At 61.9% G+C, this 13,486-nt stretch carries 14 protein-coding genes; 4 read left to right on the top strand and 10 right to left on the bottom strand.

Annotated elements, in window-relative coordinates; translation table 11 throughout:
- Positions 1-41: 41 nt before the first annotated feature.
- On the top strand, positions 42-683 hold the full coding sequence (locus tag BACI348_RS19190; protein ID WP_236557645.1) for a hypothetical protein: 642 nt from the start codon (positions 42-44) through the stop codon (positions 681-683).
- 45 nt (positions 684-728) lie between these two features.
- Here the strand turns inward: BACI348_RS19190 and BACI348_RS19185 are convergent, their stop codons facing one another.
- From BACI348_RS19185 to BACI348_RS19175, 3 genes are all read right to left on the bottom strand, one after another.
- Positions 729-3,401 carry an HAD-IC family P-type ATPase gene (locus BACI348_RS19185; RefSeq protein WP_236557644.1) on the bottom strand — a complete coding sequence of 891 codons (2,673 nt, stop codon included), beginning with the start codon at positions 3,399-3,401 and terminating at the stop codon, positions 729-731.
- Positions 3,402-3,510: 109 nt separating this feature from the next.
- Positions 3,511-4,116 (bottom strand): polysaccharide deacetylase family protein, encoded by a 606-nt coding sequence (locus BACI348_RS20835; RefSeq protein WP_236557643.1) that lies wholly within the window; start codon positions 4,114-4,116, stop codon positions 3,511-3,513.
- A 401-nt stretch (positions 4,117-4,517) separates the two neighbouring features.
- Positions 4,518-4,976, bottom strand: coding sequence for a universal stress protein (locus BACI348_RS19175; RefSeq protein ID WP_159829252.1), 459 nt, complete (start codon positions 4,974-4,976; stop codon positions 4,518-4,520).
- Positions 4,977-5,204: 228 nt separating this feature from the next.
- Here BACI348_RS19175 and BACI348_RS19170 point away from each other — a divergent pair, with 228 nt between their 5' ends.
- Positions 5,205-5,672 carry a hypothetical protein gene (locus BACI348_RS19170; RefSeq protein WP_159829250.1) on the top strand — a complete coding sequence of 156 codons (468 nt, stop codon included), beginning with the start codon at positions 5,205-5,207 and terminating at the stop codon, positions 5,670-5,672.
- Here the strand turns inward: BACI348_RS19170 and BACI348_RS19165 are convergent.
- The 4 genes from BACI348_RS19165 to BACI348_RS19150 form a co-directional block, all read right to left on the bottom strand.
- Positions 5,662-6,018, bottom strand: a complete 357-nt coding sequence (locus tag BACI348_RS19165) for a hypothetical protein (RefSeq protein WP_159829248.1) — start codon at positions 6,016-6,018, stop codon at positions 5,662-5,664. The genes BACI348_RS19170 and BACI348_RS19165 overlap by 11 nt on opposite strands.
- Positions 6,015-7,547 (bottom strand): DUF4389 domain-containing protein, encoded by a 1,533-nt coding sequence (locus tag BACI348_RS19160; protein WP_159829246.1) that lies wholly within the window; start codon positions 7,545-7,547, stop codon positions 6,015-6,017. Before BACI348_RS19160 ends, BACI348_RS19165 begins: the two co-directional genes overlap by 4 nt.
- Positions 7,548-7,663: 116 nt before the next feature.
- A complete protein-coding gene (locus tag BACI348_RS19155; RefSeq protein WP_159829244.1) occupies positions 7,664-8,128 on the bottom strand; it encodes a pyridoxamine 5'-phosphate oxidase family protein in 465 nt (154 codons plus the stop codon).
- A gap of 35 nt (positions 8,129-8,163) precedes the next feature.
- Positions 8,164-9,048 carry a universal stress protein gene (locus tag BACI348_RS19150; protein ID WP_159829242.1) on the bottom strand — a complete coding sequence of 295 codons (885 nt, stop codon included), beginning with the start codon at positions 9,046-9,048 and terminating at the stop codon, positions 8,164-8,166.
- Between the two features lie 231 nt (positions 9,049-9,279).
- On the opposite strand from BACI348_RS19150, the gene BACI348_RS19145 reads away from it, so the two are divergent.
- Both BACI348_RS19145 and BACI348_RS19140 read left to right on the top strand, forming a co-directional pair.
- A complete protein-coding gene (locus tag BACI348_RS19145; RefSeq protein WP_159829240.1) occupies positions 9,280-10,110 on the top strand; it encodes a hypothetical protein in 831 nt (276 codons plus the stop codon).
- Entirely contained in the window at positions 10,107-10,745 is a 639-nt protein-coding gene (locus tag BACI348_RS19140) for a hypothetical protein (RefSeq protein ID WP_201298462.1), read from the top strand. The genes BACI348_RS19145 and BACI348_RS19140 overlap by 4 nt, the downstream gene beginning before the upstream one ends.
- A gap of 210 nt (positions 10,746-10,955) precedes the next feature.
- Here BACI348_RS19140 and BACI348_RS19135 read toward each other — a convergent pair whose 3' ends face one another.
- The 3 genes from BACI348_RS19135 to BACI348_RS19125 form a co-directional block, all read right to left on the bottom strand.
- Positions 10,956-11,426 (bottom strand): pyridoxamine 5'-phosphate oxidase family protein, encoded by a 471-nt coding sequence (locus tag BACI348_RS19135; protein ID WP_159829238.1) that lies wholly within the window; start codon positions 11,424-11,426, stop codon positions 10,956-10,958.
- A 58-nt stretch (positions 11,427-11,484) separates the two neighbouring features.
- Entirely contained in the window at positions 11,485-11,985 is a 501-nt protein-coding gene (locus BACI348_RS19130; protein ID WP_159829236.1) for a pyridoxamine 5'-phosphate oxidase family protein, read from the bottom strand.
- A 254-nt stretch (positions 11,986-12,239) separates the two neighbouring features.
- Entirely contained in the window at positions 12,240-13,232 is a 993-nt protein-coding gene (locus BACI348_RS19125) for an alpha/beta hydrolase (protein WP_236557642.1), read from the bottom strand.
- Positions 13,233-13,486: the final 254 nt, after the last annotated feature.

Below are 13,486 nucleotides of genomic sequence, written 5' to 3'. Positions count from 1 at the left end.
TGCCGACCATGAGAGGGAACGATGGGGGCGCTGGGGTTGGCGTGCGCGGGCAGGTGGAGGAAGGTAATGCCGTGACAGACCGGAGCGCGTTCCTGGGCCGCTGGGTCCGTTGGGTGGGTCTCGGGGAGAGCCTGGGCTTCCTTGCCCCTGCTCTTGCCCAACTCGTGGCGGCCGCGGTATGGCCAACTGGGACATTTCCGCTGCTCGTGGTGGCAGGCTTTGTCGAGGGCGCGGTGCTGGGGTGGTTTCAGGGGTGCGTGCTCCATCACCGGCTTCCTGCTGTTTCCACTCCCCGTTGGATCCTGCTGACAGGTGGTGCAGCCGCAGCGGCCTGGACTCTTGGTTTGCTGCCGTCCGCAAACAATTCCTGGCGGGACTGGCCGGTAGCTGCGCAGATTGTGGTAGGAACTTTAGGTGGCGCGGGGCTCCTGGGTTCGATCGGCTTCGCCCAATGGATGGAACTGCGGGCCCACGTGCCTCGCGCCTGGCGCTGGATCGCCGGCAGTGCGGCAGCCTGGGCTGCTGGTTTGGGTGTATTTATGGCGGTCGCGACTCCTTTGTGGCAACCGGGCCAGGCGGTGTTGCTTTCAGCTGTCATCGGGATCGGCGCAGCGGTTTTGATGGCGGTGACCATGGCTGTTATTACCGGCCTGGTCATGGTTCGGCTCCTGCCAAAGACTTGATGCAGCGGCCTCTGGGTGTCCGTATACGGGGGAGACGGTCGCAGCTTAGAAAGCGCTGCGGCGGAAGCGTTTGTCCACTGCCACAACCAGGGAAGCGAGTACGGCAATGCCCAGGATCCGCACCCATGATTCCAGGCTTATGGGTGCCGTGTGAAAGAGCTCGTTCATCACCGGGATGTAGGTGATGGCCAGCTGGCCGGCCGTCTGGACCAGAACGCCCAGAATGACCCAACGGTTGCTGAAGAAGCCAATCCGCCATGGCGAGCGGGTGAGGGAACGGCAGCTGAACAGATAGAAAAGTTCGACCGCGACAAAGAGGTTGACTGCGGCGGTCCTGGCTTCTGCAAGGGACGCACCGCCGACAAGTTCCAGTTCGAAAATCCACCATGTGCCCGCTACGAGAAGGGTGGAGACCAACATGATGCGAAGAGTGAGTGTCCACGTCAGGAGCGGGCGATCAGGCGCCCTGGGCGGACGTGACATCAGGCCTGGTTCCTTGGGTTCGAACGCCAGCATGAGGCCGAGGGCAACGGCGGTGGTCATGTTGATCCACAGGATTTGGGTGGGCAGGATCGGAAGCGTGGCTCCAATCAGGATCGCCACCAGGATGACCAGACCTTCTCCCATGTTGGTAGGCAGCGTCCAGACGATGAACTTGGTCAGGTTATCGAAGACGTTGCGGCCTTCTTCGACGGCGGCTTCAATGGTGGCGAAGTCATCGTCGGTCAGGACGATGTCCGCGGCCTCTTTGGCCACTTCCGTTCCTGACCGTCCCATGGCGATACCAACGTTCGCCTGCCTTAGCGCCGGTGCGTCGTTGACACCGTCGCCCGTCATGGCGGCCACGTGGCCGAGGGACTGCAGGGCACCGATCAGGCGAAGCTTCTGTTCCGGAGATACGCGCGCGAAGACGGTGGCGTGCTCAACGGCCTGAGGCAGTTGAGCAGCCGGGATAGCGTCCAGTTCTGCGCCCGTCAGTGCCGTCCGGTCTTCACGGTTCGCGGTCAGGCCCACGGCTTCGGCGATGGTCGCCGCAGTTCCCACATGGTCTCCGGTAATCATCTTTACGGCCACTCCAGCCTGATGGCAGGCACGTACCGCTGCTGCCGCTGCTTCCCTGGGCGGATCGAACATCGCCTGAAGTCCCGTGAGAGTCATCTGGCGCAGGGTTGCCCCTTCAAAGGCGGTCTCGGGCGGTAGTTGCATAGTTGCAGTGGCGAGTACTCGCAGGCCCGTTTCCGAGAAATGGTGAACTGCGTTAAGGACCACCTGTCTGGCGAGGGGCCGGCTTCTGCCATCGCTGTCCATCTGCGACTCACAGAGCTCAAGTACCCTCTCCGCCGCGCCCTTTACCAACACAACACCGCTGCCGCCCGTGGATCCTGCAGAGTGGAGCGTGGCCATGTACTGCAGCTCGGACGTGAAGGGCCGGGTATTGATTCGAGGGTTTGCGGAAAGGAACGCAGCTACGTCCACGCCCCCTTTTCCGGCTGCCACCAGCATCGCTGCTTCGGTAGGGTCGCCCTGGGCCTGCCAGACATGTCCTTCCCGGATGACCTTGGCATCGTTGCAGGCGCCTCCTGCCAGCAACGACCAGTACAGGGCAGCGTCATGCTCTGCCTGCGGCGCCCCAGCCCCGGCATCTTCCCCTGGCAGAAGAATGTGCCCCTCCGGGTCGTACCCGGAACCTGTCACAACGTAGTTGGCGGATGGAGTCCACAGCGACCGTACGGTCATTTGGTTCTCGGTGAACGTACCGGTCTTATCGGAGCAGATGACAGTGGTGCTGCCCAGCGTCTCAACCACCGGCAGGCGGCGGACAACGGCACGACGACGTGCCATCCGGCGGACGCCGATGGCGAGGGTTACGGTGACTGCTGCCGGCAGACCTTCCGGGATCGCCCCCACCGCAAGCGCAACGGCGGCGGTAAACATCTGCGCGGGCGGCTGGCCGCGTGCCACTCCCGCAGCGAAGCTCACAGCGGCCAGGGCAAGAATGGCAACGGTAAGCGTCATGCTGAATCGGGCCAGCTTTTGGGTCAGGGGTGTGGCCACCGGCCGCACAGCTCCCATGAGCCGATGAATCTCACCGAGCTCAGTCCCGCCACCGATGGCGACGATGACGCCAGCGCCCGCACCGGCAGTCACCAGCGTCCCGCTGTAGGCCATGTTCCGGCGGTCAGCCACAGGTGTTGTCGGGGGAAGCACCACCTCGTCCTTCGCTACAGATTCCGATTCCCCTGTTAGCGCAGATTCATCCACCCGCAGCCCGGACAGGCGGACAAGCCGGATGTCGGCCGGTACTTTGTCACCTGCTTCCAGCAGGACAAGGTCTCCCGGGACAAGGTCCTCGGATGGAACCTCCAGCCGCTGGCCAGTCCTTATGACGACGGCGCGGGTACGGACGAGGTTGTGGAGGGCGTCCAGGGCTGCTTCCGCCCGGACCTCCTGGACGAAGCCAATCAGAGTATTGATGAGCACCACGGCAAGGATGACGCCGGAATCCAGATACTCGCCAAGAACCGTGGTGACGGCGGCCGCGGCCAGCAGCACGTACACGAGTGGATTATTGAACTGACGCGCGAGCTTGCGTGCGATGCCCCCGGATCGCGAACGGGGCAGGATATTCGCTCCGAACTGGGCCTGCCGGCGGGTCACCTCTTGGGCAGCGAGGCCTTGTCCGGGGTCGGTTTCAAGCAGCAGGACAACTTCGTGCAAGGGCAACCCATGATGTGCTGGTCCTTCGGTTCCGTTCTGCCCCGGAGGCTGCCTGGTGCCGGTGGTCCTTGTCTGCCTGGTCTTTTCCATGGTCCTGGCTCTTCTCTGTCTACCGGGCGAGCAGCGCGTCGAGGGTGACGAAGCCGTAACCGGCAGCGCTGATCCGGTCAATGGCTTCAGGCAGGGCGTCCGCGTCCAAAGTGGTGCCGTCCTCGGGATTGGAACCGAGGTGCATGAGGACTATTTCGCCCGGCTGCAGACCCGCCATGATGCGGTCAGTGACGATCTGTACGCTGACACCGCCGCTGGTGCCCTTCCAACCCATAGTGTCCACGGTCCACCGGACGGTAACGTAGCCAAGGCTATTAATGGCTGCGACGGTGCGGGGATCCCGATCGCCAAAGGGAAAACGGAAGAAAGGCCGGGGGTCACCGCCGGCAGCAAGGATCACCTGCTCTGCCCCGCGTACCTGCTGCACGATCTGGCTGTCGGTAAGGCCGGTGAAAGCGGGATGCGTCGTGGAGTGGTTCGCGACCCGATGGCCTGCCGAAATGATCAGACCGACTCCTTCCGGATTGGCCTCCGCCCAGTTCCCGGTCAAGAAGAAAGTGCCCGCGACTCCTTTGGCGGCCAGGGCGGACAGGATTCTTGGAAGTCCTGCTGCGTTGGCGCCCGCATCAAAAGTCAGTGCCACCACGCGACCTGCGCCAGGCATGACCGCCAAATCCTGGCCACGGAGTGGGGCGGGGAAAGGTGCTGCCGGCGGAACAGTATCCGGCTCGGACGGCGGTGTGAAGGGGATTGGGGGTACGATGACCGGTGGCTGGACGGGGTTCTGGCCCGCTTCCGGTGTTTCGGTGGAGACTTCTACTGGCTGTGATGGTGAGGGAGTATCACTGGACAGTGCAGGGCTTGGGCCGGTGGTCGCCGGAGTCGACGGTGATGCCGACGGTGGCGGGTTCGCCGCGGGGGACCGGAACAAGAGGACCAAACCTATAGAAAGGACCAGCAGGGCGAGGATTGCCACGATGACCCCCACCCGCCGTCGCCCGCCTTGCAGCATTGTTGTCACCGGTACACGTCCGCTGTAGTCCTTCCCACCGCAGTTGCCCTCCTCTAGGAAGCTTCCGGACGTTGCTCGGGCGTGTGAACCACCAGTACCGGACAGTGAGCGTGTGCCACCAGGGCAGAGCTGACTGAGCCCAGCAGCAGGCCGCCAAAGCCGCCATGCCCGCGCCGCCCCACGACGATCATGCCGGCGTTGCGGCTGGCTTCGATCAGCGATTCCCGCGGGTGCCCGCGAACCAGGTTGGAAATAACGTTCGATGGCGTTTCGTCACCGAACGCCGTCCTGATCGTTTCATCAAGGATCTGCCCGGCGCGTTCCTCAAAGCCCTCGATGCCCATCATCATGTAGCCCGAATAGACCTGTGGGTAATCCCAATACGCATTGGCCAAGACCTTGGCTCCGAGGGGTACTGCCAGACGCTGGGCCTGCCGCAAAGCCTCGATGGACGCCTCCGATCCATCCACCCCCACAACTATCTGGGCGAATGGTGCTCCAGCAGTAGTCATCTCAGCTCCTCACGTAACCGGTGCGGTCACACGTAATGATTTCCCGCCGAAGCAAGGCAGGGTAGGGCCAAAAGTCACTGCGCACTGGGCCAGGATTTCCGAGGTCCTTCAGCCCTTGCTGTCAGCTTTGCGCTGGGGACACCATAGGCAAATGACGGGGACCCACTGGATTGCCCCCGCCCGGATGGCGAGATCGACCATCGATAACTTCTATAGACAGGGCAAACCGTGGAGCAGTTGATCCCGTGGCTGGTATTTTGTGCTGCCTTCCTGTTGTTCAGTCTTGTCAGGCCGTACGGCGCACGCATCTTTATCGGCATCTTCTTCATCGTCATGGCGCTGGGAGTCAATGCGTTACTCAGCTTCATTGCCCCGGAACTGTTCGTCTCATTAGGAACAGACAAGCCGCTGATCCCCTTCTACGCCTGGATTTTTGAAAATGTGGTGGCGGCTGCCCCTCCCGTGGTTGGCATTGTGGCAGCGGCAGGAGAAATAACGGTGGGCCTGTTGATCCTCAGCCGTGGGCGCCGGGTGAAGCTGGGACTTATTGGCGCAATCGTCTTCCTGCTCATCATCACTCCTCTGGGCGTATGGACCCTGCCGAATCCTCTGATGGCCGCTGGACTGGCCCGGCTGCTGACCAAGGAATTTCCACATGCCCTTTGGGACAGGCGGGTCCGAGGGGCTAGCCGCTAGCCGAAACAACCCAGATGATGGCGGTGTTGATCAACAGATTCAGAGAGAGCCAGCGGTGAAACACCAGTACGGTGAGCGCCAGCGACACGCCCGCGGCAACGATGGCTACTGCTCCAGCCCAAGGGGCATTGGCGATAACCGACAGACCGGAGATCACAAAAAGTATGGCCGCTGCCAGTGCCAGCATCACTGAAACGCGGCGGGCGGGCCCGGCCAGGCCCAGACGTGCCGCAAGCCATGAATGCCTGGGGTCGAACGGGGCTTTCGCCGGATCGAACGGTGTGCACCAGATGCCCGCATGAACCAGTCCATGGGCCACAAGGAACAGTCCGGCCAGCCAATTCATGGCCGTGGTGCTGGTCCGGCCTCGGGGAGCACCGCTCCATCGAGCTGCGTCCCCACCGCCGGATGCGGGACCTCATCAGGGCCCTGATCGAGCCGAAACGGCGGATACTCATCACGCATCAGCGCAGTGTAAGCGAGGACCCGGTAGATCCAGCGGTTGATCCCCATGATCAGGCCGAACAGGGGACGCAGGTACCTGCCGGTAAAGAGCAAGACCACAACGGCAATCAGGACAAGCAGGCCCAGCAGGGAGAGCCCTGTCCCACGCTCATAGGTTGTACCCAGATCATCGGTTTCTGCCTGCCAGGTCCAGGTGGTCCCGGCGAAGGCCGCGACGACGAGCAGGTGCGGGATGGCCAGGAGCCACCATTTCACCAAGACCAGGCCGCGGGAGAGTCGCTCGGGGTAGTCCACCTCAAAGTCCGCGGGATAGTTGGTGCGTGCCAGGGTAAAAGGCGGATAAAGGTCGGTGCCTGCGGCGGCGTAGGCGTAGAAGGCCACCCTCCAGTTCCACCGCAAAACGCCGACATTGAAAGTGAACAGTGGGCGCGGATAGCGGCCGGTAATCAGGATCGCGAATCCGGCAACGATTGTGGTTACGAGGAACGCGAACCAGAGGAAAGCCAGCACGATGAAATGCGGAATGGCTAAGAACCACTTCACCAGCCACATCCATCGGGACAGGGCCGGATCCAGTCTGCCGAGGAGCCGGGCAGGGTACGGAGCGTTTTCGGCAGGTGTCAGCGGGTCGGCCTGTGAAGCAGGCGGTGTTCCCTGCATTTCCGGGGCAGACGCCAGTCCCGGGGCTCCACCGGGGAACTGGGGAAGCGGTCCACGGGGCCCCCGGGAAGGCGGTTCTGCATGCCTCCCGAGTCCGACAGCGCCCGAAACGAGCAGGGGAACCCCGATAGCCAATCCGATGGCCCCTCCAATCAGCAGGCCGGTGGCCGCCGGCCAAATCAGGTCGGACCTGAATCCGGCCTGCACGTCAGCATCGACGCCCGGGCTGGCGTCGGCATTCATGACGACGATTGCCCAGCTGCCGGTAGCAAGATCCCAGGTCAGCTCCTGCTCGCCGGTACCTGACACGGATGTGTTCCAAAAGGTCTGCTCTGCAGGCGGGGCGGGAGTGGTGGTGCCCGGAATGTCACGGTATTCCGCCCGGAAAGGACGGCTGTTTACCTCGAGCAGCTCGGTGTGATGAACGCCCAAAAGATACCGCTCGATGTCGGCCTGGGGAGCGATGCCTATAAAAATCTCCCTGCCGGGCTCCGCGGAGGCCGCACGGAGCCTGAGCGTACCGATATCGAAAGGCAGGCGGGGCGGGACACCCTCGCCTACGGCGTCGAGCCGGGGCGTAGTCAGTGCGTGGGACGCGACGGAAAACCGCGCGCTGCCCGAAGTGAAGTATCCGTCGCCCTGTGCGGTTCCCAGCACGGATGCGGCAATGCCTCCGGCCAGTGCGGTGAAGCCAAGGATCGATAGCAGGATCCCGACAACGAGCATTATTACGGAGCCTGCTTTTTTCATGATGCCAAACCTGTTGGGTCGGAGGCAGTATTAGCCTCTAATGGACATGGGTTTTCTTGAGCGTGCCAGGTTCAACGGCTGTCTGACAGGGCCTAAGCCAGTTTTGAACGCACGGTTTATAGCCAGTCTGCCGAGAAGTCCTGGGGCGGCCACCAACGTGCGCGGGACCGCACTGCGAATCTGCGCCCGCTGATCTCCTTAGGGTCAATGCAGATCAGATGCTCCTTCAGACCGGACTCCCAGGGGCGGCGGTCAGGATCAACGTCAGCGAAGTCTGCGTCGTCACCCTCAAACAGCACGGGGATACCTTTCACCACGACACTCCATACTTCCGTGGCGTAGGTGTTGAGTCCGTCCGCTTCCAGTGCAACCGCATTGCCGGTCAAGAGGGCCCGAAGTTTTGTCCCCGGCGCCGTGCGGAAGACCAGCTTCCTCCCAATAACTGTGAAATTTACGGGGAAGATTTCGGGGTTGGAGCCGTCGATGACAGCCAGACGGCCAATATAGGACGACTCCAGGTACTTCCAGCAGTCGTGGGCTGCCAGAAATTCGGTTTGCGAGCTTGAGGAGTGATCGTTCATGGGCGTCGTCGATCCTTATCTGATGTTCCCGCCGGCTATTTCGATGTGCCAGCAGTCATCTTGTTCTTGAGAGGCTGGAGCCGGGTGATGATGGTAGGGCAGGGCAGATGCTTGAGGACGCCATGTGCGGTGGATCCGAGCAGGAGCCGTTTGATGGCGCCCCTGCCCCGGCTCCCGACGACCAGCATCCTGGCGCCTGCGGCTGCATCCACCAGCGCATCCACCGGCCCCTTATCTGTTTCCAGTACCTGGCGCACCTGCAGGTCCGGATAGTCTTCCCTGGTTCCGGCCACGGTCTCTGCCAGAACAAGCCGTTCCTCTTCGACAATTAATTCGGCCAACGTGGTGGGGGTGAGACCTGCATCCACAACGGGGTCAGGGGCACTGATGGCATAGACGACGGTGAGTTCCTCATCTGTTCTGTCGGCCTCCGATGCAGCAAAGGCAACCGCTTCCGTCGATTCCTTGGACCCGTCAACGCCGACCACCACGCCGGAACGGCCTTCCATTTCCTGTGTTCCTACTACAGCAACAGGAACTTTGGCAGATGCGGCAACCTGAAGGGCGCGGTCTGCCAGGGAACCACCAAGATGACCGCTGCCCGAGCCGACAACTACCATTGAGGCCTTTCCCGAGTACTTCGCCAACGATCCACCGACGCTGCCGGTCAGGAGCTTGGTGGTGATAGTGATGGGAAGGGCGCCCCGGACACGATCCGCCGCAATCTCGAGGAGTTGTTCGCCCGCCTCCTCCAACGCTCCAATCCACGGGTATGGTTCAGCCACCCAGCGGTCGTCCACGACGTGAAGGACTACCAGCGGCACCTTGGCCTGGTCGGCGCGACGCGCCGCCCACAGCACCGCTGCCTGGCTCTGTGGCGAATCGTTGGTGCCGACGGCGATTGGTTTACGGGTTGTCATGGCTGGACCTTCTGGTTGCTCGGGAGTGGTCACTTCAAGACTGGCCCGGGGCTCCCATGAGATATAGGGCCAAAGGTCACGGCAAGGAAATGCTTCGCGGTGGTAACGGAAGGACTTAAGCCACTTCAATGGAGTCCGCACGCGTGCAACCCTGTCGGATAAGGGCTGAAGGAGTATGAAGATGAAGGAATCTGCGGCAGGCGCGGGAGGGCGCTCTTTGCAGGACCCCCAATGGGGGAGCGGGATATCTTCAGGCGCGCGTCGTGGGTACTCATTGCGCTGCTGACGCTCGTTGCGGCCGGGACAGGAGTTGCTTCCCCTGCCGTCTATAACGGCCTTGTCGAGGAGCCCTACCTGCCGGGCGCCTACTCGCAGGATGGGATGTCCGTTGCGGCTGCCCTGGCGCTGCTGGTTCTGGCCCTGACAAGGAAGGCTTCCCGGCCAAGGCTGGAGCTGATAGTCCTTGGCCTCTTGGGCTACCTCGTGTATGCCTATGGCATCTATACCATTGAACGGGTCTACAACTGGCTTTACCTGGTTTACATGACCATCTTCGCGGCGGCTTTGTGGGCCGTGGTTTATGAAACGGTGGCTTTGTGCCGCAGGACCGTGCAAGTGAGCCTGCCAAGGGGCGTCCGTCTTCTGTCGGCGTCCGGAGCACTCCTGCAGCCGGTGATGTTCTATCCACTGTGGATCGCCATGCTTCTGCCACTTATGGCGGCACGGCAGAAAATTGAGTCGATCTATTCGGTCTTCATCCTGGATCTGTGCCTCATCATGCCTGCTTTCCTCATCCTGGCTATCGCCGCCATGCGCGGACAAAAGACAGGGCTCCTGCTGCTTCCGGCCGCCTATGTGCTCGGCTTCTCCCTGATACTGTCCCTGGCGGCAGCAGAACCAGCCAAGGAGGTGTTCGGTTCGCGTTTTGACCCGGTAGCGTTCTGGCTTTGGTTGGCACTGTCACTGTTCTTCCTGGTCCTCGGATCCCTGCACTTGCGGCTGCTCCGCGTGACCACAACTGTCCCTGCCCGGGGACCCGTCATGGCCGGGGAAAACCAGTGAAGCCAGGCTGGCGTACGCTGCTGCTGCAGGGGGCAGAAGCTGTGGCAGTGCTGCCCGTATTCGTCACCGCGCCACTGTTCAGGTCCTGGCATCTGCGGTGGGGAGCAACTGAGGTGGAGGTTGCCTCGCCGCTGCCCGGCGACGGCCTGGTCACCACGTCGCATTTCACGGCCACACGGGCCATAACGGTCAACGCCCAGCCAGAGGAGGTATGGCCATGGGTCATACAGGTGGGCATCAACCGGGCGGGCTTCTATTCATACGATCTGCTTGACTCCCTGGGCATACCCAGCTCCAACACCGTTCTTCCGGAATGGCAAAACCTGCGTGTAGGCGACGTGGTGGCCCCGATGACGGCCAAGCCCAATCCCGCAACATCTTTCGTTGTCGCCGAGGAGAAATTCCCGGTGCAGCTGGTGTGGGCGAAACCGGATTCCTCCTGGTCCTGGCGTTTCACCCGGCTTCCGGGCAACAGGACAAGACTGGTTACCCGGCTCAAACAGCATTACCGGCCCGGCCGGTCTCTGCTGCTCACCGTTCCACTGCTGGAACTCGCGGACTTCCCCATGATGAGAAAGATGCTCTACGGCATCAAGAAACGAGCCGAAGGCAATAGCATGCCCGGGACTCGATAGCCGGCGGTACCACGATGACTATGCAGCAGGGTGCTCTGCAGCAGGGTGCTCTGCGGCAACAGAGACGGTGCCCTCCGCCGGGAAGAGTCCATGGGTGCGGCCCGGGCCCCTCATCTGTGTGGCGGTCAGGCAGCTGTACGGCGGTCATGCAGCGCCCCACGGTAGCCAGGACGCTAAGCCCCATGGTAGCCAGGTGCGCTAAGGCACGGCCTATTCGGGGGCTGCCCGTTTTGCCGTTTGCATAACATTCCACCAGATATTGGGAGGCGCAACGGTGAAGCGACGTCCTGAGATGGAGTTTGGCACTACCCGTACAAATTGATCTTTATGGCCTGCTTCCCACGGAAACAATGGAAGCGAGAAGGACTCGAGGACGTCATCGGTCTTTGTCAGGAGTTGTGCTTTGCCCCGAATCACGACGCTCCACGCCACTCCGGTGTCCGGGTCGACTCCGTCTGCTTCCATTGCCACGGGAGATTCACGTTGCAACGCGTCGAGTTTCGTTCCTGTCCCGGACCGAAAGACGAGCGTTCCGTGGTCTGTGACGTAGTTGACGGGAAAAATGTCGGGGCCGTCTTCCAGCAACACTGCCAGGCGGCCCACGGACACTTGCCGCAGCAAAGCCCAGCATTCCTGACTTTCCAGCACCTCCGCCGGCGTCACCTTCTGTTGGTTTTCCATGTAACTGATCCTGACCTCTTCTGTCTCGATGGATTGGTGGAAAACAACCACCCGGGTCCTACTCGAAAGAAGCCCGGCGTGCATCGTTTGGCCTGGTTGTCCACACATCAGGTGGGTTTACCTTGAACCTGCGGCCGGTCAGGACACGAGGTGTCAGGCGTATGTAGTGGTCTTTGGACCCGGGCTGCCAGGGTTGCAGGCCCTGAGAATCCACACGCGCCACTTCGTCATGATCATCGATGAGCTGTGTCTCGCCACGGACTACGACGCTCCAGGCTTCCTCGCTTGGCGGGTCGTACCCGTCGATTTCCAGAACTGACGGCCGCGCTGCCATCGCGCCCCACAGCTTCCGTCCGCGGCCGGTGCGGAAGACAATGGTGCGGTTGTCCAAGACGTAATTCACCGGGAAGATCTCCGGATGGTCATCCACAACCAGACCCAAGCGACCAACTGTTTCTGAAGCCAGCAGGTCCCAACACTGGTCGAAGGACAGACGCGGGTCATCGCCCTGGGCGGACTGATTGGTGTCAGCTGCGGGCCCATTTGCCGTAGATGTCATGAGCAGATCCTCTCGAGCCAATCCTGAGTCCGCGTGACCGGAAAGGCGTGTGCTGTGCATTCTTCGTGACTCCGGGAAGGTGCACGCTCCCTGGAGCCAGCGTCCGGGCCGGCAGTGTCTTGCATGCCTTCCCGTCGTCAGGCAATGCCTTGGCCTATCCGGTCTGCTGGTGCTTTGATTCAGAATGACGTGGATTATCCGGCCGGAACAGGGCCGAAGGTCACGTGTACATGGCTGGGGCTGAGAGCTGTGTCTTAGTCGCAGTTGTTGAGATAACCGCCAAGCCAGCGCTCTATACCCCGGTATGCGATTTTTCTCACCGGGGCGGGGGAGAGAAAGATGTCGTGCACGGCCTTCGGTATCCGTAGCACGGTGACGTTGTTACCGAGGGAAAGCGCGCGATGAGCAACTACGTCGACGTTAAGGGCAACGTCGGCTTCCGTGGCCGTTTCGGTCCACCGGGGCTGCAGATAGTCCCGGCTCGAGAGCAGGGTCAAGACCGGCACATCGATGCTGAACCCGGCATCGACCGCGTTCTGGGCCTGGAATACGGCGTTAAGGAAGGAACTGGTGACCGGGAACCCGCGGTAAGGGCGCCAACGTTTGTCGTAGGTCCACTGCCCGCCGAACTCGGACGACAAGGAGCGCGAATATATCCCCGGATCCTGAACAGGCAGCGGAGCCAGCGGATGGCGGTGCGCCTGGAGCTGGACCAGCGGCGAAATGGCGCGGCGGCCTATCTCGGCGCCCTGGAATTCCAGCCACGGGCTGTTCAGGATCAGCGCTGTTGCGATTCCGGGATGCCGGTGCACCCACCAGCTCAGCGTCAGCCCACCGGCGGAATGGCCAAGCAAAATTAGGGGCCGACCGGAGCCGCAGCCGATTACCTCCAATGCTGCAGCTATATCCGGATCATAGTCGCGAAGGTCCCTGATAAAGCCCGGGGTGTTCCCCGGACGGAGGCTTCGGCCGTAGTTGTGCAGGTCCAAGGCATAAAACCGTGCACCGTCGCGGTGCCAGAACCGGGCCAGTTTCTGTTGAAAGAAATAGTCTGACCAACCGTGGACATAGAGAACGTCTGCTCCTGCCGCGACAGGGTAGTGATCCGGTTCCTCGGCTGATTCGTATCGGATAATGGTTGCCACGGCGCCATTGGGGAGGGCGAGCTCGCGCTGTTCAAAGCCGGGGCCAAGAACATCCTTCTTCCACAACGTATCCACCCACTGATTATTTAGCAGGCTGAACACGGGGGCGATTCGGGACTGAGGCAGACCAGTTCAATGCGCTGATTCGGGGATGGGCTACCAGGAGGACGTATGCCCGGTGGCCGCGCTCAAGAAATGCGCATTCCAAGCGGCATCACCGCCTCGGCCCCCCCGAGACGACACAGCCCCTGCGTCCACCTGCTTCACCGGTTTGATACTCAGACTGTGAGTCCCGCGCTCACACCCGCAGCGGCAATATCCGTCCCCCAGTACGCTGTCCGGTCACGGGACGGGTC

Origin of the sequence: Arthrobacter sp. 9AX (genome assembly GCF_902506095.1) — a bacterium.
Lineage (GTDB): Bacteria > Actinomycetota > Actinomycetes > Actinomycetales > Micrococcaceae > Arthrobacter.
Note: the sequence above shows the minus strand (reverse complement) of the source record. Positions and strands in the feature narration are given on the sequence as shown.